Source organism: Thauera sp. K11, assembly GCF_002354895.1.
Taxonomy (GTDB): domain Bacteria; phylum Pseudomonadota; class Gammaproteobacteria; order Burkholderiales; family Rhodocyclaceae; genus Thauera; species Thauera sinica.
Window position 1 is genome coordinate 1,746,951 of the sequence record NZ_CP023439.1, and the last position, 24,117, is coordinate 1,771,067.

At 67.7% G+C, this 24,117-nt stretch carries 21 protein-coding genes; 4 read left to right on the forward strand and 17 right to left on the reverse strand.

Annotated elements, in window-relative coordinates:
- Positions 1-13: 13 nt before the first annotated feature.
- The 10 genes from minC to CCZ27_RS07705 all read right to left on the reverse strand — a co-directional run bounded on the left by minC (position 14) and on the right by CCZ27_RS07705 (position 11,881).
- Positions 14-778 carry a septum site-determining protein MinC gene (gene minC, locus CCZ27_RS07665; protein WP_096447026.1) on the reverse strand — a complete coding sequence of 255 codons (765 nt, stop codon included), beginning with the start codon at positions 776-778 and terminating at the stop codon, positions 14-16.
- 85 nt (positions 779-863) lie between these two features.
- Positions 864-1,727, reverse strand: a complete 864-nt coding sequence (gene hslO / locus CCZ27_RS07670; protein WP_096447028.1) for an Hsp33 family molecular chaperone HslO — start codon at positions 1,725-1,727, stop codon at positions 864-866.
- 5 nt (positions 1,728-1,732) lie between these two features.
- On the reverse strand, positions 1,733-2,104 hold the full coding sequence (locus tag CCZ27_RS07675) for an ArsC family reductase (protein WP_096447030.1): 372 nt from the start codon (positions 2,102-2,104) through the stop codon (positions 1,733-1,735).
- A gap of 23 nt (positions 2,105-2,127) precedes the next feature.
- Complete coding sequence (locus CCZ27_RS07680) at positions 2,128-4,458, reverse strand: Tex family protein (RefSeq protein WP_096452318.1); 2,331 nt, start codon at positions 4,456-4,458, stop codon at positions 2,128-2,130.
- A gap of 314 nt (positions 4,459-4,772) precedes the next feature.
- Complete coding sequence (locus CCZ27_RS23395; protein WP_157748486.1) at positions 4,773-5,276, reverse strand: hypothetical protein; 504 nt, start codon at positions 5,274-5,276, stop codon at positions 4,773-4,775.
- Positions 5,277-5,279: 3 nt separating this feature from the next.
- Positions 5,280-5,834, reverse strand: a complete 555-nt coding sequence (locus tag CCZ27_RS07685; RefSeq protein WP_096447032.1) for a hypothetical protein — start codon at positions 5,832-5,834, stop codon at positions 5,280-5,282.
- Positions 5,809-6,411 (reverse strand): PAAR domain-containing protein, encoded by a 603-nt coding sequence (locus CCZ27_RS23950; RefSeq protein WP_198363291.1) that lies wholly within the window; start codon positions 6,409-6,411, stop codon positions 5,809-5,811. Before CCZ27_RS23950 ends, CCZ27_RS07685 begins: the two co-directional genes overlap by 26 nt.
- Before the next feature lie 451 nt (positions 6,412-6,862).
- Positions 6,863-7,711, reverse strand: coding sequence for a D-hexose-6-phosphate mutarotase (locus tag CCZ27_RS07695; RefSeq protein WP_096447034.1), 849 nt, complete (start codon positions 7,709-7,711; stop codon positions 6,863-6,865).
- A 5-nt stretch (positions 7,712-7,716) separates the two neighbouring features.
- Entirely contained in the window at positions 7,717-10,404 is a 2,688-nt protein-coding gene (locus tag CCZ27_RS07700; protein WP_096447036.1) for a bifunctional acetate--CoA ligase family protein/GNAT family N-acetyltransferase, read from the reverse strand.
- A 175-nt stretch (positions 10,405-10,579) separates the two neighbouring features.
- Entirely contained in the window at positions 10,580-11,881 is a 1,302-nt protein-coding gene (locus tag CCZ27_RS07705; protein ID WP_198363292.1) for a sensor histidine kinase, read from the reverse strand.
- A 323-nt stretch (positions 11,882-12,204) separates the two neighbouring features.
- Here CCZ27_RS07705 and CCZ27_RS07710 point away from each other — a divergent pair, with 323 nt between their 5' ends.
- Positions 12,205-12,747, forward strand: coding sequence for a class I SAM-dependent methyltransferase (locus tag CCZ27_RS07710; protein ID WP_096447038.1), 543 nt, complete (start codon positions 12,205-12,207; stop codon positions 12,745-12,747).
- Between the two features lie 7 nt (positions 12,748-12,754).
- Here the strand turns inward: CCZ27_RS07710 and mnmH are convergent, their stop codons facing one another.
- Positions 12,755-13,804, reverse strand: a complete 1,050-nt coding sequence (mnmH, locus tag CCZ27_RS07715) for a tRNA 2-selenouridine(34) synthase MnmH (RefSeq protein ID WP_096447040.1) — start codon at positions 13,802-13,804, stop codon at positions 12,755-12,757.
- 48 nt (positions 13,805-13,852) lie between these two features.
- Here mnmH and selD point away from each other — a divergent pair, with 48 nt between their 5' ends.
- Positions 13,853-14,893, forward strand: a complete 1,041-nt coding sequence (gene selD / locus CCZ27_RS07720) for a selenide, water dikinase SelD (protein WP_096447042.1) — start codon at positions 13,853-13,855, stop codon at positions 14,891-14,893.
- Between the two features lie 18 nt (positions 14,894-14,911).
- On the opposite strand, the gene CCZ27_RS07725 is transcribed toward selD, so the two are convergent.
- Positions 14,912-15,544 (reverse strand): arylesterase, encoded by a 633-nt coding sequence (locus CCZ27_RS07725; RefSeq protein ID WP_096452322.1) that lies wholly within the window; start codon positions 15,542-15,544, stop codon positions 14,912-14,914.
- On the opposite strand from CCZ27_RS07725, the gene CCZ27_RS07730 reads away from it, so the two are divergent.
- Positions 15,528-16,244: an ABC transporter ATP-binding protein gene (locus CCZ27_RS07730; protein ID WP_096452324.1), complete on the forward strand. Its 717-nt coding sequence runs from the start codon at positions 15,528-15,530 to the stop codon at positions 16,242-16,244. The two genes, CCZ27_RS07725 and CCZ27_RS07730, sit on opposite strands and share 17 nt — an antisense overlap.
- Before the next feature lie 30 nt (positions 16,245-16,274).
- On the opposite strand, the gene serB is transcribed toward CCZ27_RS07730, so the two are convergent.
- Both serB and CCZ27_RS07740 read right to left on the reverse strand, forming a co-directional pair.
- Positions 16,275-17,105, reverse strand: a complete 831-nt coding sequence (serB, locus tag CCZ27_RS07735; protein WP_096447044.1) for a phosphoserine phosphatase SerB — start codon at positions 17,103-17,105, stop codon at positions 16,275-16,277.
- The gene (locus CCZ27_RS07740) at positions 17,102-18,181 is read right to left on the reverse strand and encodes a 3-deoxy-7-phosphoheptulonate synthase (protein WP_096447046.1); all 1,080 of its coding nucleotides are present in this window, start codon (positions 18,179-18,181) and stop codon (positions 17,102-17,104) included. The genes serB and CCZ27_RS07740 overlap by 4 nt, the downstream gene beginning before the upstream one ends.
- A 155-nt stretch (positions 18,182-18,336) precedes the next feature.
- On the opposite strand from CCZ27_RS07740, the gene CCZ27_RS07745 reads away from it, so the two are divergent.
- Positions 18,337-18,918 (forward strand): DNA-3-methyladenine glycosylase I, encoded by a 582-nt coding sequence (locus CCZ27_RS07745; RefSeq protein ID WP_096447048.1) that lies wholly within the window; start codon positions 18,337-18,339, stop codon positions 18,916-18,918.
- Between the two features lie 13 nt (positions 18,919-18,931).
- Here the strand turns inward: CCZ27_RS07745 and mgtA are convergent, their stop codons facing one another.
- The 3 genes from mgtA to CCZ27_RS07760 form a co-directional block, all read right to left on the reverse strand.
- The gene (gene mgtA / locus CCZ27_RS07750; protein ID WP_096447050.1) at positions 18,932-21,532 is read right to left on the reverse strand and encodes a magnesium-translocating P-type ATPase; all 2,601 of its coding nucleotides are present in this window, start codon (positions 21,530-21,532) and stop codon (positions 18,932-18,934) included.
- A 157-nt stretch (positions 21,533-21,689) separates the two neighbouring features.
- Positions 21,690-22,073 carry a thioredoxin family protein gene (locus tag CCZ27_RS07755; RefSeq protein ID WP_096447052.1) on the reverse strand — a complete coding sequence of 128 codons (384 nt, stop codon included), beginning with the start codon at positions 22,071-22,073 and terminating at the stop codon, positions 21,690-21,692.
- A 32-nt stretch (positions 22,074-22,105) separates the two neighbouring features.
- Positions 22,106-24,094 carry a peptidase U32 family protein gene (locus tag CCZ27_RS07760; RefSeq protein WP_096447054.1) on the reverse strand — a complete coding sequence of 663 codons (1,989 nt, stop codon included), beginning with the start codon at positions 24,092-24,094 and terminating at the stop codon, positions 22,106-22,108.
- Between the last annotated feature and the right edge of the window lie 23 nt (positions 24,095-24,117).

Below are 24,117 nucleotides of genomic sequence, written 5' to 3' on the forward strand. Positions count from 1 at the left end.
TGGTTGTGCTGGCCTAGTTGAGCTGCAGCGATTCGATTGTGAGCGCATGTTCCGCGCCGGCCAGCCGCAACTGCGCCGGCTTGCCGGCGAACGCCGCCGGGATGCCGCCCTCGAAGGTGCGATAGACGCCGGCGATCGACACCAGCTCGGGCCCGAAGTCGGTGGCGAGGATGCGCGCGCCGTGGTCGCCCTGCGCGCCGGCGATGGCGCGGCCGCGCAGCGGGCCGTAGCAGTGGATGCTGCCGTCGGCGATGATCTCCGCGCCCGGGCTGACGCTGCCGATGACGACGAGATCCGCGCCGCGCGCATAGAACTGCTGGCCGGAGCGCAGGTTGCGGTCCAGATACATGGTCGAGGCGGCGGCGGGTGCCGCGGCCGGTACCGGTGCCGGCTCGGCGGCCGGCGGCTGCGCCGCAGCGGGCGGACGCGCCGGTTCCGACGGGCGGTCACGCAGGAGCGCGGCGTCGAGCACCGCCAGGCCGGCACGCTGTGCGCCGGCGGCCAGGCTCTCGGGAAGGTTGCAGACACCGATGGGCTGCAGGCGGTAGCGGCGCAGCAGGGACTGCAGGCCGGCCCAGTCGATGCGCTCGGGCAACTGCGCGACGCCGGAAAAATCGAGGATCAGCGCTTCGCCGTTGAAGAAGTCCGGCATGCCGCCGAGCATCTTGTGCAGGGCGTCGGCCAGCGTGGCGGGTTCGACCGCCTGCACCAGGGCGACGGTGGCGCCGAGCGTCGTGTTGCGGAACTCGATCTGACGGGCGGGCGCAGGGGTGGACATTGGCGGAACGGTCTTCAAAATCAAAGAAGTGTACTGACGAGCCGACGCCGGGGCAAGCAGTGCGGACGCCCGGGCGGACGGCCCCTCAATGCAGCGTGGGCGGCCGGAAGAGGGCGTCGACGTCGGCGGCGTCGAAGCGGTAGGTGTGGTTCGACAGGTCGTCATGCACCACCACCTCGCCATGTTCGGCGAGCACCGTGCGCACCTCGTCCTCGCCGAGGGCGCGCAGCATGGCCGCGACCTTTTCCGGATCGGCCGGCCAGTCGTGGGTGACCGCGCGGGGCTCGAACAGGCGCACGGTTTCCTCGGCGAAGAGGCGGCCCAGCAGCGTTTCCGCCGGCAGGCCGAGCAGTTCGTCGCCGCGCACGGTCTGCGCCAGTTGATGCGCGCGCGACCAGCCGTCGATGTCCTTGACGTCGGCGCCGGGCATCTTCTGGATGAACAGCGCGGCGGCGGCATGGCTGTCGCTGGCGAGCCACAGCCCGGCGGGCTGCTGTTCCGACTGCGCCAGGTAGTGCTCGAAGCATGCGGCGATGGTGCTGCCTTCGAGCGGCACCAGGCTCTGGTAGGGCTGGTCCATCCCTTCCGCTTCGAGCGAGAGCTGCAGCCGGCCGTCGCCGACCAGGTCGGCCAGGGGGGCGTCCTGCGGCGACCCTTCCGCCTTCGCGTAACCGCGCAGGTTGAGGCTTTCGGAGCAGTCCACGACGAGCAGGCCGACCGGGCCGTGGCCGGCGATCTGGAAGGTCAGGCGGGCGGGCTGCTTCAGGTTTCCGGCGATCACGCTGGAGACGGCGCTCATCTCGCCGAGCAGGCGGGCGACGGCGGGGGCATAGCTGCGGCCGGCCTGCATGGCCTGCCAGACGTCGGTGAGATGCACCACCGCGCCGCGGATGTCGAGTTCTTCGAGCAGGAAGCGCTGGACGTAGCTCGCGGGTTTGCGCTCGTTCATGGTGTTCAGTCCTTGCGCAGCACGCGCGCGTAGAGGTCGGTGTCGAGTCCGACGAGCAGTTCGGCCGCGCCGCCTGCGGTAGGCCGGTGTTCGATGACCGGACGGCGGATCAGGCTGGGCTGGGCCTGCATCAGCGCGATCGCGTCGGCCTCGCCGGCAACCGCCTGCTGCTCGGGAGAGAGCTTGCGCCACGTCGTGCCGCGCCGGTTCACCAGCGCTTCCCAACCGACCTGCACGCACCAGCGCTGGAGCGTGGCGGCATCCACGCCGCTCTTGCGATAGTCGTGGAAACGGTACGGAACGGCGTTCGCATCCAGCCAGGCGAAAGCCTTCTTCATCGTGTCGCAGTTCTTGATGCCGAAGATGACGGTTTCCATGTCGGGCCTCCCTTGTCCTTTGCCTACTTGCCGCGTGCGCGGGCGAAGGCTTCGGCCAGTGCGCTGCCGGTTGCGGGGCGGCGGTCGCCGGCGTCGCGCCGTGCCGGCTGGCGGGCATCGCGCGGCGCCTGGTTGCGCGGGCGGTCGTCGGTGCCGCGGCCGTCGCGCCCGGTCTGCCGTGCGGGCTCGTCGCTCAGGCGCATCGTCAGCGCGATGCGGTTGCGCGGGATGTCGACCTCCAGCACCTTCACCTTCACCACCTGGCCGGCCTTCACGACGCTGTGCGGGTCCTTCACGAAGGTGCTGGACAGGGCCGAGATGTGCACCAGGCCGTCCTGATGCACGCCGATGTCGACGAAGGCGCCGAAGTTGGTGACGTTGGTGACCACGCCTTCGAGCAGCATGCCCGGCTGCAGGTCCTTCAGCGTTTCGATGCCGTCGCGGAAGCTGGCGGTGCGGAACTCGGGTCGCGGGTCGCGGCCGGGCTTCTCCAGTTCGGCGAGGATGTCCTGCACCGTGGGCAGGCCGAAGCGCTCGTCGGTGAACTCGGCGGGCCTGAGCGTCTTCAGGAAGCCGCCGTTGCCCATCAGCTCGCGTACGCCCTTCTGGATGCGGGCGAGGATGCGCTCGATCACCGGGTAGGCTTCCGGGTGGACGGAGGACGCATCGAGCGGATTGTCGCCGTTGGGGATGCGCAGGAAGCCGGCGGCCTGCTCGAACGTCTTCGGCCCCAGGCGCGGCACGTCCTTCAGCGCCGAACGGTCGCGGAAGGGGCCGTTGCTGTTGCGGTATTCGACGATGTTGGCGGCAAGCGCCGGGTTGAGGCCGGAGATGCGCGCCAGGAGCGGTGCCGAGGCCATGTTCACATCCACGCCGACGGCGTTCACGCAATCCTCGACGACCGCGTCCAGGCTCTTGGCGAGGCGGCCCTGGTTGACGTCGTGCTGGTACTGGCCGACGCCGATCGACTTCGGATCGATCTTCACCAGTTCGGCCAGCGGGTCCTGCAGGCGGCGCGCGATCGACACCGCGCCGCGCAGCGACACGTCCACGTCGGGGAACTCGCGCGCGGCGAGTTCCGAGGCGGAATACACCGAGGCGCCGGCCTCCGACACCATGACCTTGGTCAGCTTCAGTTCGGGATGGCGCTGGATCAGTTCTGCGGCGAGCGCGTCGGTCTCGCGCGAGGCGGTGCCGTTGCCGATGGCGATCAGTTCCACCGCATGCTTCTTCGCCAGCATCGCCAGCGCGGCGAGGGAGGTCTCGCGGTCGCGGCGCGGCTCGAAGGGGTAGACCGTGGCGGTGTCGACCAGCTTGCCGGTGGCGTCGACCACCGCCACCTTGACGCCGGTGCGGATGCCGGGGTCGAGGCCGATCGTCGGGCGGCTGCCGGCGGGCGCGGCGAGCAGCAGAGCCTTGAGGTTGCGCGCGAAGACGCGGATGGCTTCTTCCTCGGCGCGCTCACGCAGTTCGTTCATCAGCTCGAGTTCGAGGTGGATCGAGATCTTCACGCTCCATGTCCAGCGCACGGTGTCGGCCAGCCAGCGGTCGGCCGGGCGTCCCTGGTTGCGGATGCCGAAACGCGCGGCGATCCGGCCCTCGCACGGGTGGGGAGCGTCCGGGTCGGCGCGTTCCACGTCCAGCGCCAGGCGCAGCACGCCTTCGTTGCGTCCGCGCAGCAGCGCGAGCGCCCGGTGCGAGGGCATCTTCGCGATCGGCTCGCGGAAGTCGAACCAGTCGCGGAACTTGGCGCCTTCATTCTCCTTGCCTTCGATGACGGTCGAACGCACCTCGCCGTGCTCGTGCAGGTAGCCGCGCAGTTCGCCCAGCAGCGCGGCGTCTTCGGCGAACTGCTCCATCAGGATCTGCCGCGCGCCTTCCAGCACGCTCTTGACGTCGGCGAAGCCCGCGTCCGCATCGAGGTACTTCTCCGCCTCGGCTTCAGGCGTGAGCGCCGGATCGGCGAACAGGCTCTCGGCCAGGGGGCCGATGCCGGCCTCGCGCGCGATTTGCGCCTTGGTGCGGCGCTTGGGCTTGTAGGGCAGGTAGAGGTCTTCCAGCCGCTGCTTGGTGTCGGCGTTGTCGACGTCGGCGCGCAGCTCGGGCGTCAGCTTGCCCTGTTCCTCGATCGAGGCGAGCACGGTGGCGCGGCGGTCTTCCAGCTCGCGCAGATAGCCCAGGCGCTCTTCGAGCGTGCGCAGTTGCGTGTCGTCGAGGCCGCCGGTGGCTTCCTTGCGGTAGCGGGCGACGAAGGGCACCGTGGCGCCGTCGTCGAGCAGTTGCACGGCGGCGATGACCTGACGGGGAGAAACGCCGAGTTCTTCGGCGATGCGGTGTTCGATCGGAGGCAGCATGGATGCGAAGCGCCCGTGCATGCGGGCGCGTTTTCAGAAGTGGGGCCGAAAGGGGCAGCGGAAGGCCGCGATGTTGCAACAAGCCGGGCCGCGGAACAAGTCTCCGGCGTCCGGGCCGATGCCGGGCGGGGACTCCCGGACATCATGGTCCGGCCCCGGTGCCCGGCGAATCCATGGGAGAGGCCGGCATCAAAGCAGATGGCCCCGCGGCCCATTGGGATAGCGCAGAGGTTTCAGGGGACTTCCTTCCACGGTGACGAACGTCGGCCAATCTGCGCCGGCGCATATGAGAAGTGGATTTTTCGACTCAAGCGCTACCGGTCATTACAAGTGGCAGGGACATCATATCCAAGATAATAATACAAACTATCCAACAAATCTCTGCCGCCATAGAGCTTTAAATTTACCCCCTCCGTTCCGAAGCATGTTGTTATTAGATATTGCTTCCCGTCTTTAAAGGCTTTTACGTCTTTCTTGTAATTTCTTGCACTACTGGAATTGATGATGGCAACGCCAATTTTTCGTTCGCCTCGCTTCTCCGAGCCTCTTTTCTTGAGTTCATATCCTGCCACTTCCTTGTTCCCCATGACGAAATCAACGGAATCAGTTTTCTGAAAATCCCGTCCATGGAGAATCTGACAGCACTTTGCGTCTTGGTTTATTCCAAATTTCAACCTGATGATGGTTGATTCTCTTATTTTTTCACTTGTGTATAGAAAAACATTTCCATCGGGACGTCTTTCAGAAAAGCCAATGCCAATCGCTGCAACGCATTGGTTTGCAATGCTTAAAATAAGAAGAAAAAGTATTTTTGCCATATTTCAATGACCGTTGTCGGACCAATGCGGTGGGTCCGATGTCAACTTGTGGCATCCGTAAGTTGCGCCAATTTGATATAATATCAAATGGCTAGTAACTTCGATTTCTTGCTCTCTTGCATTGAGCATGGTCCTGCCGATAATTCCAGTGATTGTCATGTCAATGGCCGCGCGCTCCGTATGTCTTGAAATTAGCGCTGGCGGATAGACAATTCCATAACTGCTTGACATTTCAATTGCTGCTTGCCTGGACGTGGCATCGTTTCCATGGTCCCATTCTATATCTACTCCATCCATTTCAGGAACATTGGCTGGCGAAATTTCATCTCTGGAAATTTTTGAACTGTAATGCATGAGGTATGCACGCTGACGCGGGCGATAGGTGGCGGAAATCCGTACAGTTGCTCCAGCAGCTTTTAGTGCAGAGATAAAGAATTCCGTTGCCGCACGAAAAGTATCATTCAACTCACTGGTGAGGTTACTCCCCTGAAATCTTGGCACCCACTGAGCGCCACTTAACTCTTTGCCGGTATTAACAACCGCAGGCGTCTGATTCACGACAGGGGTTAGTGTTGCACTCGTTGTTACCATAGTAAGGCACCTCGATTGTTGCCGTCTGCGGAGAATTAGAAAAAACCTTTTCTGTTAATCCATTACTGTCTGTAAAACCAATAAACTCTCTTCCATCATCAAGTGTAATTTTGTACTTTACATTTTCTAATGGCTTTCCAGTCTTTATGTCTTGCGCCAGAAAATGTTGGTCATATGCAAAACTCTTGTATCCAGAATATTGGAGCCAGGGTTCTGCGCCCGCCATTCGTGCAATCTCGTGCTCTTCAAAACCCATCCGTGTATTGTCAGACAATGCCTTCAGGCGTGGCGGTGTCGAACATTTACAGATACACAAGTCACCGTCTAAATTTGCTTGCCTGCCATCGGGCGCGGTATGCGGACGATAGGGCGGGACGCACTTGGTAATGCCCCAGCTTTTGCAAGTATTGCAATACACGGGGTCTCCCTCGAAGCAAGCATTTTTCCCGGCATAACTAACAGGACATTGCTGTGGAACAGGCTGTACTACGCCACCACCTGGAGTTAGTGTGTCACCCTCACGAATAAATGGACGCCAGTACATGTTTATTCCTCCTTCTAAGACAATGGTTTTCTTTTGACGGACTGCCCCACCAGTACCCTCGCTCCGGCTTTTCCCTGGACACGCCGATCATGGGCCTGTCCGCGTCAAGGGCTTTCCCTGCCGTCGCGTCGCTAGTCATGGGGGCGACCCAGTAGGTCGCGCAAGACCTTCTCCTGGGGCGCTAGCTGTACCTGCGTGAGAACGGATGAGTTCATCCGCTGCAGCGTCTCGGCGCGGTTCTTGCGCCGCTTGACATTACAGAGCGCCAGCGCTGCCATTCGGCGCCCGACATTTCGTCTGCGGTAACGGTGGTGTGCCGGATGGCGGAGTCGAAACGGCGCTCCAATCCAGCCGCGTCAAGAAGCCGGCGTACAACGGGACGGCCGACTACGGCACCGGCCCGGCCATGTCGATATCCGCCACTCGACGCCCTTCCTGAGCCGGCCTGCGTTCAGAGCGCGACCAGGGTCTGCCGCCCCCACCAGTTCAGGCCGGCTTCCAGTTCGATGGGGGCGTGCACCGCCGCCGCCTCCACGCACAGCATGTGGCGGAAGCCGCGGTCGGGCATGTCGGCCAGCGCGGCGCAGCGTTCTTCCCAGGGGTTCCACACGACCACGTCGTGGAATCCTTCCTGGTTGATGCCCAGGCTCCGGTCGTATTCGCGCACCAGCAGCGGGCGCGCCACCTCGCGGTAGATGCGGTCGGTCTCGGATTCGATCAGCAGCACGTCGCCGCTGTCGTGGTGCAGCCGTCCGGCGTCGGTGCTGTCCTCGTAGTCGAGGCCGTAGAGCCCTTCGATGCGGGTTTCCTCCACTTCGCGCACCTTCAGATAGGTGTGCAGCGCCGCGGTGAAGCTGAAGGGTGCGTCGTCTTCATTGACGACTTCCAGCTCGAGGTCCAGGCGGCTTTCCTCGATCGCGACCGTCAGTTCGAGCGCGAAGCGGTGCGGCCACAGCGCCCGCGTGGCTTCGGTGTCCGTGCAGCGCAGCGTGGCGAGGGCGAAATCCGTCCCGGTGCGCTGCGTCTCCACGGACCACGGCATCGTCCGCACGAAGCCGTGGCGCGGCAGCGGGCCGCGTGCGGCGAATTGCGGGAAGCAGACCGGCACGCCGCCGCGCACCGCGGCGCTGCCGTCGAATGCCGCCCGTTCGCTGAGGTAGAGGCGCTCCGGGCCGCCGGGCGGCGTCCACGACACCACCTGCGCACCCAGCAGCAGTACGACCGCCTGCGCGCCCGAAGCCGTGGCCAGCCGCAGGGCCGGCTGGCCGTGGAAATCGATCGTCTCGATCGCTGCCGGCATCGCGTTCAGTCCTGCAGGCTCAGCACGCCGACCTTGATCGTGCTGTCGTCGGGATCGTTGCTGAGCACGAAGCCGAGCTTCTGCACGAATTTGATCATGCGTTCGTTGTTCGACAGGAAGATGCCGTTCATGTACTTGAGGCCGCGGTCGCGTGCGGTCTCGATCAGCACGCCCATCAGCTTGCGGGCGAGGCCGCGGTGCTGCCAGTCGTCGACCACCACCACCGCGAATTCGCACGACTCGCCGTCGGGGTTGACGGCGTAGCGGCAGACTCCGATCTCGCTCTCGGCGCCGCCGGCGGCGACCGTGGCGACGAAGGCCATCTCGCGGTCGTAGTCGATCTGGGTGAGGCGCGCGACCATGGCCGGCGGCAGTTCGCGCATCGTGTTCATGAAGCGGTAGTACTTGGTTTCCGGCGACAGCCGGCTCATGAAGTCGACCTCGAGATCGGCATCTTCGGGCTTGATCGGACGGATCGTCACCGTCGTGCCGTCCGGCACGATCCAGGTGCTGATCAGGTGCTGCGGGTAGGGGTGGATCGCCATGTGGTCGTAGCGATCGGCGGTCGGCGAGATGTTCTCGACCATGATGCGCGCATCGACCGCGACGGCGCCGTTCTCGTCGACGATGAGCGGGTTGATCTCCATCTCGGTGAGCCATGGCAGCTCGCAGACCATTTCCGACACCCGCAGCAGCACGAGTTCCAGCGCCTCCATGTCCACCGCGGGCATGTTGCGGAACTCGCCCAGCCGCGACGCGATGCGGGTGGAGCGGATCATGTCGCCGACGAGGAAGCTGTTCAGCGGCGGCAGGGCGATCGCGACCTCGGGGTTGGCATCGACGTTGTTGCCGCCTTCGCCGAAGGTGATGACGGGCCCGAATGCCGGGTCGCGCCGCACGCCGACCACCAGTTCGCGGCCGTTGCGCTTCTGGATCATCGGCTCGATGGCGATGCCATTGACGACGGCGTCGGGCTGCGACTTCCTGACCTCGTCGAGGATCTCCTGGTAGGTCGAGCGCACCGCCGCCAGGCTGCGGATGTTCAGGCGCACGCCGCCGACGTCCGACTTGTGGACGATGGCCGGGGAGTCGATCTTCATCACCACCGGCAGGCCGATCTCGGCGGCCAGCACCATGGCCTCGGCCGCCGAGCGCGCGACCACGGTCTGCGCGATGGGGATGCGGAAGGCGGCGAGCAGCGCCTTCGATTCCATCTCGTTGAGCTTCTTGCGATGCTCGCCGAGCGCCATCTCGATCACCAGCCGCGCGCTCTCGATCGACGGCGGCGACAGGTGCGACAGCGAGGCCGGCGTCTGCATCAGGAGCTTCTGGTTGCGGTAGTAGGCCGAGATGTGGCTCATCAGCTCCACCGCCGGCTCGGGCGTGCGGAAGGTCGGGATGCCGGCCTCGATGAACCTGGCGCGGCTCTCGGCGACCATTTCCTCGCCCATCCAGCACGTCACCACCGGCTTGTCGGCGCTTTCCTCGAGACCGATGATGGCTTCGGCGACGCCGGTGGGGTCGGTCATCGACTGCGGCGTCAGCATCACCAGCACGCCATCGACGTTGGCGCCCTCGAGCACTGCATGCACCGCCTTGCGGTAACGCTCCGGATCGGCGTCGCCGAGGATGTCGACCGGGTTGCCGTGCGACCAGCTTGGCGGCAGCACGGCGTTGAGCTTCTCCATCGTGCTTTCGGAGAACTGCGCCAGCGGAATGCCGATGTCGAGCGCACGGTCGGCCGCCATCACGCCGGGGCCGCCGCCGTTGGTGATGATGGCCAGGCGGTTGCCGCGCGGGCGGAAATGCGAGAACAGGGCGTTCGCCGCGGCGAAGAGCTGGCCCATGTTGTAGAGCCGGATCACGCCGGCGCGCCGCAGCGCTGCGTCGAACACCTTGTCGTCGCCGAAGGACGAGGCCGAATGCGACAGGATGGCGCGCGACACGTCGGGGTGGCGGCCGGCCTTGATCAGCAGCACCGGCTTCACGCGGGCGGCGCCGCGCAGCGCGCTCATGAAGCGGCGGGCATCGCGCACGCCCTCGACGTACAGGAAGATGCTCTCGGTGCGCGGGTCCGAGATCATGTAGTCCAGCACTTCGCCGAAGTCGATGTCCGACGAGGTGCCGAGCGAGACCACCGCGGAGAAGCCGACGTTGTTGGGCTTGGCCCAGTCGAGGATCGCCGCGCACAGCGCGCCCGACTGCGAGATCAGGCCGATGGTGCCCTTGACCGCGCCGGCGTGCGCGAAGGTGGCGTTGAGGCCGAGTTGCGGGCGGATCACGCCGAAACAGTTGGGGCCGAGCAGGCGGATGCGGTGGCGGTGGGCCGCGTCCATGACCTGGCGCTGGAGCATCGCGCCGCGCGGGCCGGCTTCGGAAAAACCGGCCGACATCACGATCACCGCCTTCACGCCGGCGCGGCCACAGGCGTCCACGATGGCCGGCGTCTTTTCGGCCGGCACCGCGATCACGGCGAGGTCGAGACGCTGCGGGACTTCCTCGATCGACTTGAAGCACGGCACGCCATGCACGATCTCGTACTTGGGATTGATGGCGAACAGCCTGCCCTTGTATCCGGCCGCGAGCATGTTGCGGATCAGCACGTCGCCCAGCGAGGATTCGCGCTCGCTTGCGCCGATGATGCCGACCGAGGCGGGCTCGAGCAGTGGAGAGAGGTAGTGCTTTTCGTTCATGTCTGGCCCCGCATGGGTTCGGTGGCGCCCGAGGGTCGGCCCTGCGTCAGCCCGGACCCCGGACATTATTGTTGATCGCGCAAATTATACTGCGCTGCACAATTCGATCGGCGACGAGTTTTTCGCGCGCTGAGACATTTGTTCCGGACGGCCCCCGATACGCCGGGGCCGCCGCTCAATGGCCCAGCGTGAAGCGGAAGCGCGTGCCGCCGTCGGGGCGGGAATCCACCCAGATCGAACCCTCATGGCGCTGCACGATGCGCTGCACCGTGGCCAGGCCGATGCCGGTGCCGGGAAAATCCGTCGCCTTGTGCAGCCGCTGGAAGGGCCGGAACAACTGGCCCGCGTAGGCCATGTCGAAACCCACGCCGTTGTCCTCGACGCAGAAGATCACGCGGCCGCCTTCCCGGACGGCGCCGAACACGATCCGCGCCAGCGGTGCGCGCGCGGTGAATTTCCAGGCGTTGCGCAGCAGGTTTTCCAGCATCGCGTGCATCAGGACCTTGTCCGCGTTCACGATGAGCCCCTGGGTGATCTCCACCTCGACCGCGCGCGAGGGTTCTTCCGCGCGCAGTTCGTCGATGATGGGCAGGGCGAGTTCCGACAGATCGAAGGTTTCCCTGCGCAGGGGCTGGCGGGTCAGCGTGGCGAGCTTGATCAGCGCGTCGATCAGGTCGGCCATGCGTTCGCAGGCTTTGCGGATGCGCTCGAGGTGGCTGCGCGCGCCCGCGTCGAGCCGCTCGCCGAGGTCGTCCTCGAGGATGCGGGCAAAACCGTCGATGGCGCGCAGCGGCGCGCGCAGGTCGTGCGAGACGGAGTAGGAGAAGGCTTCGAGTTCGCGGTTCGAGGCTTCCAGTTCGGCGGTGCGCATGCGCACGCGCGATTCGAGTTCCTGGTTCAGGTTGCGCAGCGTGAGTTCGGCCACCTTGCGCGCCGAGATGTCGTCGATCGTGCCGGTGAGGCCGCAGCCCTCGTCGTCGCAGACCGTGCGGCCGGTGAGTTCGGTCCAGCGGATCTCCCCGGTGCGTGTGCGCAGGCGCAACTGGCAACTGCACTCCCGGTCGGTGCCGTGCGCCATCGCCTCGAATCGCTGGTGCGCCGTCTCGCGATCGTCGGGGTGGAGGAAGTCGATCAGCGGGCGGCCCAGGCTCTGCGCGACGTCGTAGCCGGAAAGGCGCTTCCAGGCGGCGTTCAGAAAGACGAGCTGTCCCGCCTCGTCGAGGCGGAAGATGACGCTGTTCACCGATTCCACCATCTGCCGATACTGCTCCCGGTACTGGCATTCGGGCGAGGCGTGGCCGGGCTCGCGCGGGGCATCGACCGCGCTCCCGGTTTCGCCTGCGGCCGCGGGGCCCGGGTCGCCGGTCTGCGCTGGACCGGCCGGGGCAGGGAGGCGCCGCCGTCCGAGCACGTAGCCGAGCGCGGCGCCGGCCAGCATGGCCAGCACGACGGCGGGCGCGATGTCCGTGTTCAGCATGGCTTGCGCGCAGTATCAGGTGGCGCGGGAGGCGGGTGCCGGCGCCGCCGGAAAGGGCGCGCGACGGCCGGTGGCGAACAGGCGGCTGAACGAGGTCCGGGAGTGCGGCAAGGTATCCTCCAGCGGTCTGGGGGCGGTGTGCATGCGTGCATCGGCGCGTTGAATCTAGCACAGTTGTTCCGCACGGCGTGGCCCCGGAAGGCGCCGCCGGTGCCGGCCGGCGCCGCGTTCGCTAGAATGGGCGCGCCCGATGGCGGGCCGCCGCGGCGCCCGCCCCCGGTCTTCCTCCTTGCCTTCTCCGTTCCGTCCGCGATCCTTCCGCCATGCATGCCAGTCTGGTTTCGCCTTCGCCCTGGGTCACCCGTTTCGCACCGCTGATCGCCGCGGGCGGAGAGGTTCTCGATTTCGCCTGCGGCGGCGGCCGCCATGCGCGGTGGCTGGCGCAGCGGGGGTTCCGCGTCGAGGCGGTGGACCGCGACGGAGTGGCGCTGGAACTGCTGCAGGGCGTGCCGCACGTGCGGACGCGCCACGCCGATCTCGAACAGGGTGCGTGGCCGTACGGCGGGCGCCGCTTCGATGCGGTGGTCGTCACCAACTACCTCTACCGTCCGCGGCTGCCGCTGCTGTTCGAACTGCTGGTGCCTGGCGGCGTGCTGATCTACGAGACCTTCATGCTCGGCAACGAACGTTTCGGCAAGCCCAGCAATCCGGATTTCCTGCTCGCACCCGGCGAGATGCTGCAGCGCCTGGCCGAAGGCTGGAACGTCGTCGCCTTCGAGCAGGGCGAGGTGCGCGAACCCCGGCCGGCGATGGTGCAGCGCGTGTGCGCGATCAAGGGCAGCGGCCAGGCCGGCGTGCTGCCCTGAGCCGTATCTAGGCGGCCGCGGCGAGAATGCGGGCCGCCAGCGCATCGATTCCCTGCGGCGACAGATCCTCCGCGGCAAAGCGCGGCGCGGCGCGAAAACCCGCGTAGTTGCTGTTCTGCGAGCGGCGGTAGAGCGGGTCGTAATGGCGATCCACGAATTCGGCGAACAGCTCGGGCAGCGCGCGGGCGCTGGCGAGCTCCTTCCAGCGCGTGATGGTCTCGCGGCTCTGGAGATCGGCCAGGTGGTCGATGTTGCGGTGCAGGCGGCCGATGTCGTCGCCGAGGTAGGCGTAGTCGCGCACGAGGAATTCGAGGCGCGCCTCGCGGCTCGCGTCGATGGCGACGCAGGGCGCGCGGCGCATCGCCAGGATCAGCGCTTCCGGCACGAACAGGCGGCCGATCTTGCGGCTCTCGGCCTCGACGAAGATCGGCCGCTCCGACCCGAAACGCTGCAGCTTCATGCAGATCGCCGTCTCGAACGCCTTTTGCGACGGCTGCATGCGATCGGGCAGCGCGCCCAGCACCGAGCCCTTGTGCGCGGCGAGGTCCTCCAGGTCCAGGACCTGCGCCCCCTGGCGTGCGAGCGCCTCCAGCAGCCGCGTCTTGCCGCTGCCGGTGGGGCCGCAGACCACACGGAACGGCAGCACCGGCGCCAGGCGCTCGAATTCGGCGATGACGTGGTGGCGAAATGCCTTGTAGCCGCCTTCGAGCTGGCAGGCGTCCCAGCCCACCATGCGCAGCCAGGTGGCGAATGATCCGCTGCGCTGGCCGCCCCGCCAGCAGTAGATCAGCGGCCGCCAGTTCCTGGGTTTGTCGCTGAGCGGGCCGTGCAGGTGGCGCGCGATGTTCTCGGCCACCATCGCGCCGCCGAGCCGGCGCGCCTCGAAGGCGGAGCGCTGCTTGTAGATCGTGCCGACGACGACGCGCTGCTCGTTTTCGAGCACCGGCAGGTTGATCGCATGCGGAATCCTGTCCTCGGCGAACTCCAGCGGAGTGCGTGCATCGATGATCTCGTCAAACTCATGGAGCTGTGCTACGGTCGCAACGCCTTTTCTCATCGTTTTTCGCGCCTGGCGGAGCGTTTCCCGCCGCGCGTTCCCTTTCCCATGGATCAAGTCAAACTGACGCAATTCTCCCATGGCGGCGGATGCGGCTGCAAAATCGCGCCCGGCGTGCTGACCGAACTGCTCGCCGCAATGCCCGCCGGCCTGATGCCGCCCGACCTGCTGGTGGGCACCGACACCGCCGACGACGCGGCCGTGTATCGGCTCAACGATCGCCAGGCCATCGTCGCCACGACCGACTTCTTCACGCCCATCGTCGACGACCCCTACGACTTCGGCCGCATTGCCGCGACCAACGCGCTCTCCGACGTCTATGCGATGGGCGGCACGCCGCTCTTCGCGCTGGCGGTGGTCGGCATGCCGCTGGACAAGCTGCCGCCGGCGGTCATCGGCCGCATCCTGCAGGGCGGCGCCGACGTCTGCCGCGCGGCCGGCATCCCGGTCGCGGGCGGGCATTCGATCGACGTGCTGGAGCCGATCTACGGCCTCGTCGGCCTCGGCGTGGTCGATCCGGCCAAGGTGAAGACCAATGCCGGCGCGCGGCCCGGCGACGTGCTGATCCTCACCAAGCCGCTGGGCATCGGCATCCTGTCCGCGGCGCTCAAGAAGGGCCTGCTGTCGGCCGAAGGCTACGGCGAGATGGTGCGCTGGACGACGACGCTCAATCGCGCCGGCGCGCTGCTGGCCGACGTCGATGCGGTGCACGCGGTGACCGACGTCACCGGCTTCGGCCTGGCGGGCCACCTGCTGGAGATGTGCCGCGGCGCGAACCTGGAAGCGACCGTGCGTCTTGCCGACCTGCCGCTCATCCCGGAGGCGGCCCGGCTGGTGCGCGACGGCGTCGCCACCGGCGCCTCGATGCGCAACTGGGCGAGCTACGGTGCATCGGTCCGCCTGCCGGCGGACGCAGCCGAATGGCAGCGCAAGCTGGTCACCGACCCGCAGACCTCGGGAGGGCTCCTGATCGCGTGCGCGCCCGAAGCGGTGGAGGCCGTGCAGGCGGTGATCCGCGGCGTGCAGGGTGAGGCGGGCACCGTGATCGGCGGCATGGCCGCCGGCGAGGCCGCGGTCAGGGTGGTCTGAGCCGCGCGCGGCGCGTGGTCAGCGGCGGGTCGACGGCGACAGCGGGGCGAGCAGGGGCTCGAGCCCCTTCCACACGATCTCCACGATCAGCGGCTGCGCCTGCGCGGTGGGGTGGATGCCGTCGGCCTGGAACAGCTCGGGACGTTCGGCGAAGCCTTCCAGCAGGAAGGGCACCAGCGCCACCTTCTGCGTCCGCGCCACGTCGGCGAAGGTGTCCGAGAAGCGGCGGGTGTAGGCCGGGCCGTAGTTGGGCGGCATGCGCATGCCGACCAGCAGGACGCGCGCTCCGGCCTCGTGCGTGGCGGTGATCATCGCCTGCAGGTTGGCGGCCAGCAGTTCCGGTTTCAGCCCGCGCAGGCCGTCGTTGGCGCCCAGTTCGAGGATCACGACGTCGGGCTTGTGCTCGGCGAGCGCCGCCGGCAGGCGCGAGCGGCCGCCGGCGGAGGTTTCGCCGGAAACGCTGGCATTGACCACCTTGTGGCGGAACCCTTCGCGCGCCAGACGCGTCTGCAACAGCGTGGGCCAGGCTTCGCCGGGCTTCAGGCCGTAGCCGGCGGACAGGCTGTCGCCCCACACCAGGATCGACGCCGCGGGCGCGGCGCCGGCGAACAGCAGCAGAAACAGGAAGGTGGCGATGGATCGCAGCGGCATCGAGTTCTCCATTCCGGTCATCGAGGTGGCCGGCTTGTCCAAGCAGGTGCCCGTGGCCGACGGGCAGGGCGTGCTGCACATTCTGCAGGATGTGCAGTTCGCCGTACGCGCCGGCGAGTCGGTGGCCATCGTCGGCGCCTCCGGCTCGGGCAAATCGACGCTGTTGGGATTGCTCGCCGGGCTGGACGTTCCCGACGGGGGCACCGTCCGCCTCGCCGGGAGCGACCTCTTCGCGCTCGACGAGGACGCCCGCGCCGCGCTGCGCGGCGAGTCCATCGGCTTCGTGTTCCAGTCCTTCCAGTTGCTGCCGGCGCTGACCGCGCTGGAAAACGTCATGCTGCCGCTCGAGCTGTCCGGCGCAGAAAACGCCAGGGAGATCGCCACCCGATGGCTCGAGCGCGTCGGGCTCGGCGGCCGCCTGCGGCACTATCCCAAGCATCTGTCGGGCGGTGAGCAGCAGCGCGTGGCGCTGGCGCGCGCCTTCGCGCCGGCTCCGCGGCTGCTGCTGGCCGACGAGCCGACGGGCAACCTGGACGCCGAAACCGGGAGCGCCATCATCGAGCTGATCTTCAGGCTCAACCGCGAGGCGGGCACCACGCTGATCCTGGTCACCCACGACGAATCGCTCGCACGCCGCTGCACCCGGGTGCTGCGCATGAGCGCCGGCCATCTCGCCGAGGCGCCGCCGCAGGCGGCCTGACGCGATCCGCCGCGGACGGCGGCGCCGGCCTCAGCCGAAGAGGTCGAGGATGCCGTCCAGCCCGCGATGGTCGAGGCAGCACTGCGCCACGTCGCGCAGCACCGGCTTGGCGCGGAAGGCGATGCCGAAGCCGGCCGCGCGCAGCATGGGAATGTCGTTGGCGCCGTCGCCGGCGGCGATCACCTGTTCCGGCGCGAGGCCCAGTTCATCGCGGACGCGCACCAGATGCGCCGCCTTGGCCGCGCCGTCGACGATGTCGCCGACCACCCGCCCGGTGAGCCTGCCGTCCGCGACCTCGAGCAGGTTGGAGTAGGCATGGTTGAAGCCCAGGCGCTGCTGCAGGCGGTCGGTGAAGTAGGTGAAGCCGCCGGACACCAGCACGGTGCGGATGCCGGCGCGCTGCAGGCCGCGCATCAGCCGTTCGGCACCGGGGTTGAGCTGCAGCCGCCGCTCGTAGACCTCACCCAGCGCTTCCTCGCGCAGCCCAGCCAGCAGCGCCACGCGCCGGGTGAGGGATTCGCGGAAGTCGATCTCGCCGCGCATCGCCGCCTCGGTGATGTCGGCTACCCGGGGCTTGAGCCCCTGCATGTCGGCGATCTCGTCGATGCACTCGATGTTGATCAGCGTCGAGTCCATGTCGGTGACGAAAAGGCCGAAATCACTCAGCCGGCGGCCGTCCGGCACCCAGGCAAAATCCAGCGCGGCTTCGGCGCAGCGCGCGGCGAGCCCGTCGTGCGGCACGGCATCGAGCAGGCGGAAAGCCTGCGGCGTGATCTGCTCGATCGCGCGGGCACCGGTCAGCTTGGCGACCGATTTCAGCGCGAGATTGTCGACGTCTTCGCCGAGTACGACCAGGCTCATGCAGCCCGTTCCCGGCGCGCGTGGATGTCGCGCAGCAGCGCGGCGGCGTTGCGGATCATCTCCTCGGTGGTTTCCCAGTTCACGCAGGCGTCGGTGACCGAACAGCCGTACTTCAACTGGGAGAGATCGGCGGGAATCGGCTGGTTGCCGGCGACGATGTTGCTCTCGATCATCAGGCCCACCACCGACTGGTTGCCCTCGCGGATCTGATGCACCACATCCTTCATGACCAGCGGCTGGAACTCGGGGTTCTTCCACGAGTTGGCATGCGAGCAGTCGACCACGATGTTGAGCGCCAGCTTCGCCTTGGCCAGCGCCTTTTCGGCGAGCGAGATCGACACCGTGTCGTAGTTCGGCCGGCCGCCGCCGCCGCGCAGCACGACGTGGCCGTAGCGGTTGCCGCGGGTGCGCGTGATGGCGGATTCGCCGCGGGAGTCGATGCCCAGGAAGCTGTGCGGGTTGGAGGCCGAGATGATGGCGTTGATCGCCACCTCGAGGTCGCCGTCGGTGGCGTTCTTGAAGCCGACCGGGGTCGACAGGCCGGATGCCATCTCGCGGTGGGTCTGCGATTCGGAAGTGCGTGCGCCGATCGCCGTCCACGAGATCAGGTCGCCGTAGTACTGCGGCGCGATCGGGTCCAGCGCCTCGGTGCCGGTGGGCAGGCCGATCTCGCAGACGTCGAGCAGGAAGCGGCGCGCGCGCTCCATGCCGACGTCGATGCGGAACGAGTCGTCCATGAACGGATCGTTGATGAATCCCTTCCAGCCGGTAGCGGTGCGCGGCTTCTCGAAATACACGCGCATCACCAGCAGCATGGTGTCGGCCACCTCGTCGGCCAGCGCCTTCAGGCGGCGGGCATAGTCCAGGCCGGCGACCGGGTCGTGGATGGAGCAGGGACCCACGACGACGAAGAGGCGTCCGTCCCTGCGGTCGAGGATGTCGCACAGCGCCCTGCGACCGGCCAGTACCGATGCCGCGGCGCGCTCGGACAGCGGCACGCGGGCCTTGATCTCGTCCGGCGAGGGCATGTGGTCGAAGGAAGCGATGTTGAGGTTCTCTGTCTGTGCGACGGACATTGCGGGGCTCCGGATTGCTGCCTGGAAAAGCGCTTATTGTAACGCCCGAACGTTACCCCTGTTCGGCCCGCCGGCCGGGCATCGCATTACGATATGCCGATATGCGCCGGCCGGCATGCCGGCCGATACCCTCAACCGATTCCCGGAGACGGCCGATGAAACGACGCTGCGAATGGTGCGGAACCGACCCGCTTTACGTTGCCTACCACGACGAGGAGTGGGGCGTGCCCGTCCACGACGACCACCGCCTGTTCGAGATGCTGATCCTGGAGGGGGCGCAGGCCGGCCTGAACTGGATCACCATCCTGCGCAAGCGCGAGAACTACCGCCGCGCCTTCGACGGCTTCGATGCCGGACGCGTCGCCGGCTACACCGCGCAGGACGTCGAGCGCCTGCTGGCCGACCCCGGCATCGTGCGCAACCGCCTGAAGGTCGAGTCCGCCATCGCCAATGCGCGTGCCGCGCTGGAAGTCCGCGCGCAGTTCGGCTCGCTGGATGCCTTTCTGTGGCGCTTCGTCGACGGCCGGCCGCGGCATGCCGGCTGGCCGGGCCTGGCCGAGGTGCCGCCCAGCACCGCCGACTCCGAAGCGATGAGCAAGGAATTGCGCCGGCGCGGTTTCCGCTTCGTCGGCCCGACGATCTGCTATGCCTTCATGCAGGCGGTCGGCATGGTGAACGACCACCTCGCGGCCTGCTTCCGCTTCGCGGAGATCCGGGATCGCGGCGCGGCGGAATGATGCCGGCCGGGAGTCAGCGCGCGGAGCCGGCGGCATGCCGGCGCCGCCCGGCCCGGCGCCCGGCTGCGTCGTGCCGGCGGAAGAACAGGTGCTTGCCGATCTCGGTGCTGCACACATAGCCCAGCACGATGACGAGCAGCACGGCCATCAGCGGCATGCCGAGCGGGGTGAAGCCGAACGCGGACGCCACCCCGGGCAGGTAGGGCAGGGCGAGCGCGGTTGCGGCGACGGCCAGCGTGGCGCGCAGCAACAGGCGGCTGGGGGCGCTGCGCCATGCGGCGCTGCGGGTGCGCAGCACCAGCACCACGGCGAGTTCGGTGAGCAGGGAGACGACGAACCAGGCGGTCTGGAACGCGGGCTCGTCCACCGCGAAGACCTTCAGCAGCACGAAGAAGGTGAGCAGGTCGAAGCCGCTGCTGATGAGTCCGAAGACGATCATGAAGCGCCGCACCTCGCGCACGTTCCAGCGCTGTGCGCGGGCGACGCGTTCGCGGTCGACGCGGTCGGTGGAGATCGCGGCGGCGGGCAGGTCGGACAGGAAGTTGTTGAGCAGGATCTGCTTGGCCGCCAGCGGCAGGAAAGGCAGCAGCGGCGTGGCGATGGCCATGCTCACCATGTTGCCGAAATTGGCGCTGGTCGTGATCGAGATGTACTTGAGCGTGTTGGCGAAGGTGCGCCGCCCTTCCTCCACGCCGGTGCGCAGCACGCCGAGGTCGCTCTGCAGCAGCACCACGTCGGCGCTGTCGCGGGCCACGTCGACGGCGCCTTCGACCGAGATGCCGACGTCGGCGGCATGCAGCGCCGCCGCATCGTTGATGCCGTCGCCGAGGTAGCCCACCGCGTGGCCGGTGCGCTGCAGGGCGCGCACGATGCGCTCCTTCTGCTGCGGGTCCACCTCGACGAAGAGATCGGTGCGTTCGGCCAGGTGCCACAGCGATTCGTCGCTGAGCCGGGCGATCTGCGGGCCGGTCAGCAGCGCCTGCGGATCGAGGCCGATGCCGGCCGCCAGATGGGCGGTGACGTAGCGGTTGTCGCCGCTGATGATCTTGGTGCGGCAGCCCAGGCGGGCGAGGTTGCGGATCGTGCGGGCGGCGTCCGCCTTGGGCGGATCGGAAAACAGCAGGAAGCCGGCAAGGCAGAGGTCGTGCTCGTCGGCGTGCGTGTAGGCCGCCCTGGCCTCGACGGTCCGCGTGGCGACCGCCAGCACGCGGTAGCCGTCCTCGCCGCAGCGGCGGAAATAGGCGTCCAGCCGGGCGCGCTGCGCGTCGTCGAGCGCGGCCTCGGCGCCGTCGATCCGCACCCGCGTGCATACCTCGACCATCTGCGCATAGGCACCCTTGGTCACCAGCAGGTGGCGGCCGGGGGCGGCATCGCGTTCTGCGACGACGATCGTCAGCCGCCTGCGGTTGAAGTCGTAGGGGATCTCGTCGATCTTGACGGCGTCGTCGGTGCCCAGGCCGGCGCTTTGGCCGGCGGCGACGATGGCGGCATCGAGCGGATTGGCGATGCCGGTCTCATGCACCGCGTTGAGCCAGGCGAGCCGCCGCACGGCGTCGGAGCCGGCGCCGGCCGCATCCACCGCCGCGGCCAGGGTGATGGCGCCTTCGGTGAGCGTGCCGGTCTTGTCGGTGCAGAGCACGTCCATGCTGCCCAGGTTCTCGATCGCTTCCAGGCGGCGCACGATCACCCCGTGCCGCGCCAGGGTGCGCGCGCCGCGCGACAGGGTGACGCTGACGATGGCCGGCAGCAGTTCGGGCGAGATCCCGACCGCGAGCGCCACGGCATACAGCAGGGATTCGATGAGCGGGCGTCCCAGCGCCTGATTCACCATCAGCACGAACACCACCATCACGATCATGATGCGCACCAGCAGGTAGCCGAACTGCCGCACGCCGCGGGAGAACTCGGTCTCCGGCTCGCGCGAGCGCAGCCGCGCGGCGATGGCGCCGAATTCCGTGCCACGGCCGGTGCGCACGACCAGCATCTTCGCGGTGCCGCTGCGCACCGAGGTGCCGAGGAACACCACGTTCGTCCGTCCGGCGAGCGGCGTGTCGGGCGGCACGGCGCCGGGGCGTTTTTCCACCGGGAAGGACTCGCCGGTCAGGCTGGCTTCGGTGACGAGGAAATCGACCGCCTCGAGGATCACGCCGTCGGCCGGCACCAGGCTGCCGGCGGCAAGCTGCAGGACGTCGCCGGGCACGACGGCTGCGGCCGGGATGGTCGCCGGCCGGCCGTCGCGCCACGCCTGCACGGTCAGCGCCAGACGCTGGCGCAAGGCGGCGACGGCGGCCGAGGCGCGGTATTCCTGCGCGAAGCCGAGCAGCGCGCTGCCCAGCACGATGGCGAGGATGATCGCGGCATCGACCCATTCGCGCAGCCACAGCGAGACGCAGGCGCCGAACACGAGGATCAGCACCAGCGGGCTTTCGAACTGGCGCAGCAGCAGGCGCAGCGCGGTGCGCTCGTCGCGCTCTTCCACCGTGTTGGGGCCGGCCTGCTGCAGCCGGCGCGCCGCCTCGGCATCCGCCAGGCCGTCGGGGGCACTGCGCTGGGCGGCCATCAGCTCGGCAACAGTGCGGCTCCAGTAGGGCACGTCGTTTTCGAGGGTCTGCATTTGCGCTCCTTCCGCATGCTCCGGCGGCTGATGTCCGGCGCCGGATCGAGAAAAGCCGGTTCCTTGGGAATGCGCACCGCGAGCGGGTTGCCGCTCTTGCATAGTGGGTCGGCATCCCATGCCGTCGCCTTGAAAACCCGTGCGGGAGCCCCGGAACTCAGCCGGCCAGCCGGCCTCCCAGCTCGGCGACTTCGACAGGGACCTGCTGCTGTGCCCCACCGCCGCGGACGACGCTCTGCAGCAGGCGGGAAACCACGGGTTCCAGCGGCAGCGACACGCCGAAATGCAACGGCTTGCCGTCCCTGAAAATCGCCAGCGTGGGGAAGTTGTCGACGTCGATGTCACCGACGAGATCGGCGTCGTCCTCGACGTCGGCCCAGGCGAACAGGGCGTCGGGATGGGCGGCGGCGATGCGTTCGAGCATGGGCCGGAACTCGCGGCAGGTGCCGCACCATTCGGCGCACAGCGCCACCACCACCAGCGTCCCGGCGGCGAGGCGCGGGTGGCAGGGAAGCTCGGCGATGGGGATCAGCCCGGGCATGCGGGAGGCGTGGAATCGAAAGCCGTGAGGCGTCAGGCCCGCGCGGGCGCCTTGTCCTTGCCCGGCCTGGCGGGGAAGAAGCTGACCTTCTGCGCCACCACGCTGTCGCGCATCTTCGCCACGTGAGGCTTGAGCGCGCCGACCACGTGCATCTCGCAGCGCTTGCAGTCGAAGCGCAGCGTCAGCGTCTCATTGCCATTGACGAGCTGCATCGGATCGGGGCGGATGCCTTTCACTTCCTTGGGGCACAGGTTGAAGCTGTAGCGCAGGCAGTGCCGGGTGATCATCAGCGAGACGTCGCCGCGTTCCTCGTTGGCCTCGAAGGCGGCGTCGATCAGCTTGACGCCGTGCCTGGCGTAGAAAGCGTGCGCCCGGGCGTTGAGCACGTTGGCGAGGTAGCCGAGCGCATCCTGCGGATAGGGCACCGGCGGCTCGACGGCAGCGTCGCGCGGCGGGCGGACGTGGGCCTGCAGGCGCGCCGCTTCGAGCCGCTCGACGGCCTCGCGGCGCAGCGCGTTGAGCTGCGAGGCGGGCAGGAAGGGCGCGTCCGCCACGTCGAGCACGATGTCGCCGATGCTGAAGATGGTGTTGCCGAGCTTGCCGATGTGTTCGCGCAGGCTCGCCAGTGCGCGCCCGGCATTCTGCGCGGGCTCCGCCGCGGCGGCGATGCGGGCGGTGGCGGAAACGCCGTCCTCGTCGGTGAGGCTCAGCGCGTAGCCGTCGGCGGTGGCGAAGAAGCGTGCGTCGACGCGGATGCGGCGCTCGGCCGATTTCCTTTCCAGCGCGCGCTCGAATTCGTGGTCGTGGTTGCGGAACAGCGAGGTGCCGGGCACGAGGTCGGCCGGCAGCGCCTCGGACGGGTAGATGCGGTCCACGCCCTCACCGCCGGCATCGGCCTCGGCGCGATTGACGCGCAGGCCGGTGAGTTCGCCCTTGGGGCCGTACCAGGTGAGGCCGTCGGCGTTGTGGATGGGCGCCACGCGCTCGACGTCGAAGAAGCGGTGTCCCCTGGCGTCGATCTTCGTCACGCGGCCGATCGGCTCGCCGACGAACTTGGGCGATTCGAAGGCTTCGATGCCGTGACGGCGCTCGTTGGCGAAGTAGTCGGTGTAGCCGCGGTTGAAGGTCTTGTCGGCCTGCGGGGTGAACAGGAAGGTGCAGCGGCCGCTGGACGCACGGCGATACGCCGCGCCGTCGGCCCCGGGCTGCTCGATGATCTCGTCGAGCAGCGTGCGGTAGTGCGCGGTGATGTTCTTGACGTAGGAGAGGTCCTTGTAGCGGCCCTCGATCTTGAACGAACTGACGCCGGCCCCGGCCAGTGCACGCAGGTTGGCGCTCTGGTTGTTGTCCTTCATCGACAGCATGTGCCGGTTGCCGGCGATGGTGTTGCCGTCCTTGTCCTTCAGATCGTAGGGCAGGCGACAGGCTTGCGAACACTCGCCGCGGTTGGCGCTGCGGCCGGTGTGGGCGTGGCTGATGTAGCACTGGCCCGAATACGCCACGCACAGCGCGCCGTGCACGAAGTATTCGAGATGGCAGTCGGTGGCCCCGGCGATCTGGCGTACCTGGTTCAGGCTCAGTTCGCGCGCCAGCACGATCTGCGAGAAGCCGACGTCCTGCAGGAAACGCGCCTTGCCGGCGTCGCGGATGTCGGTCTGCGTGCTGGCGTGGAGCTGGATCGGCGGCAGGTCGAGTTCGAGCAGGCCCATGTCCTGCACGATGAGCGCATCCGCACCGGCGTCGTGGAGTTCCCACACCAGCCGGCGCGCCGGTTCGAGTTCGGCGTCGTGCAGGATGGTGTTCAGCGTGACGAAGATCTTCGCGTGGTAGCGGTGCGCATGGCGGACGAGGCGCTCGATGTCGGCCACGGAGTTCTCCGCCGCGGAGCGTGCCCCGAACGACGGCCCGCCGATATACACCGCGTCCGCGCCGTGGTTGATCGCCTCGATGCCGATGTCGGCCGTCCTGGCGGGGGCGAGGAGTTCGAGGACCTTGCGGTCGCGGGGGGCTGCAATGCTCATCGGCAGGGCGCGCGCAAGCGCTT

What these genes read in the sequence shown, in the direction of transcription:
- minC (WP_096447026.1), bottom strand. Translation starts at nt 778, where the DNA reads ATGTCCACCCCTGCGCCCGCCCGTCAGATCGAGTTCCGCAACACGACG.
- hslO (WP_096447028.1), bottom strand. Translation starts at nt 1,727, where the DNA reads ATGAACGAGCGCAAACCCGCGAGCTACGTCCAGCGCTTCCTGCTCGAA.
- CCZ27_RS07675 (WP_096447030.1), bottom strand. Translation starts at nt 2,104, where the DNA reads ATGGAAACCGTCATCTTCGGCATCAAGAACTGCGACACGATGAAGAAG.
- CCZ27_RS07680 (WP_096452318.1), bottom strand. Translation starts at nt 4,458, where the DNA reads ATGCTGCCTCCGATCGAACACCGCATCGCCGAAGAACTCGGCGTTTCT.
- CCZ27_RS23395 (WP_157748486.1), bottom strand. Translation starts at nt 5,276, where the DNA reads ATGGCAAAAATACTTTTTCTTCTTATTTTAAGCATTGCAAACCAATGC.
- CCZ27_RS23950 (WP_198363291.1), bottom strand. Translation starts at nt 6,411, where the DNA reads ATGTACTGGCGTCCATTTATTCGTGAGGGTGACACACTAACTCCAGGT.
- CCZ27_RS07695 (WP_096447034.1), bottom strand. Translation starts at nt 7,711, where the DNA reads ATGCCGGCAGCGATCGAGACGATCGATTTCCACGGCCAGCCGGCCCTG.
- CCZ27_RS07700 (WP_096447036.1), bottom strand. Translation starts at nt 10,404, where the DNA reads ATGAACGAAAAGCACTACCTCTCTCCACTGCTCGAGCCCGCCTCGGTC.
- CCZ27_RS07705 (WP_198363292.1), bottom strand. Translation starts at nt 11,881, where the DNA reads ATGCTGAACACGGACATCGCGCCCGCCGTCGTGCTGGCCATGCTGGCC.
- CCZ27_RS07710 (WP_096447038.1), top strand. Translation starts at nt 12,205, where the DNA reads ATGCATGCCAGTCTGGTTTCGCCTTCGCCCTGGGTCACCCGTTTCGCA.
- mnmH (WP_096447040.1), bottom strand. Translation starts at nt 13,804, where the DNA reads ATGAGAAAAGGCGTTGCGACCGTAGCACAGCTCCATGAGTTTGACGAG.
- selD (WP_096447042.1), top strand. Translation starts at nt 13,853, where the DNA reads ATGGATCAAGTCAAACTGACGCAATTCTCCCATGGCGGCGGATGCGGC.
- CCZ27_RS07730 (WP_096452324.1), top strand. Translation starts at nt 15,528, where the DNA reads ATGGATCGCAGCGGCATCGAGTTCTCCATTCCGGTCATCGAGGTGGCC.
- CCZ27_RS07725 (WP_096452322.1), bottom strand. Translation starts at nt 15,544, where the DNA reads ATGCCGCTGCGATCCATCGCCACCTTCCTGTTTCTGCTGCTGTTCGCC.
- serB (WP_096447044.1), bottom strand. Translation starts at nt 17,105, where the DNA reads ATGAGCCTGGTCGTACTCGGCGAAGACGTCGACAATCTCGCGCTGAAA.
- CCZ27_RS07740 (WP_096447046.1), bottom strand. Translation starts at nt 18,181, where the DNA reads ATGTCCGTCGCACAGACAGAGAACCTCAACATCGCTTCCTTCGACCAC.
- CCZ27_RS07745 (WP_096447048.1), top strand. Translation starts at nt 18,337, where the DNA reads ATGAAACGACGCTGCGAATGGTGCGGAACCGACCCGCTTTACGTTGCC.
- mgtA (WP_096447050.1), bottom strand. Translation starts at nt 21,532, where the DNA reads ATGCAGACCCTCGAAAACGACGTGCCCTACTGGAGCCGCACTGTTGCC.
- CCZ27_RS07755 (WP_096447052.1), bottom strand. Translation starts at nt 22,073, where the DNA reads ATGCCCGGGCTGATCCCCATCGCCGAGCTTCCCTGCCACCCGCGCCTC.
- CCZ27_RS07760 (WP_096447054.1), bottom strand. Translation starts at nt 24,094, where the DNA reads ATGAGCATTGCAGCCCCCCGCGACCGCAAGGTCCTCGAACTCCTCGCC.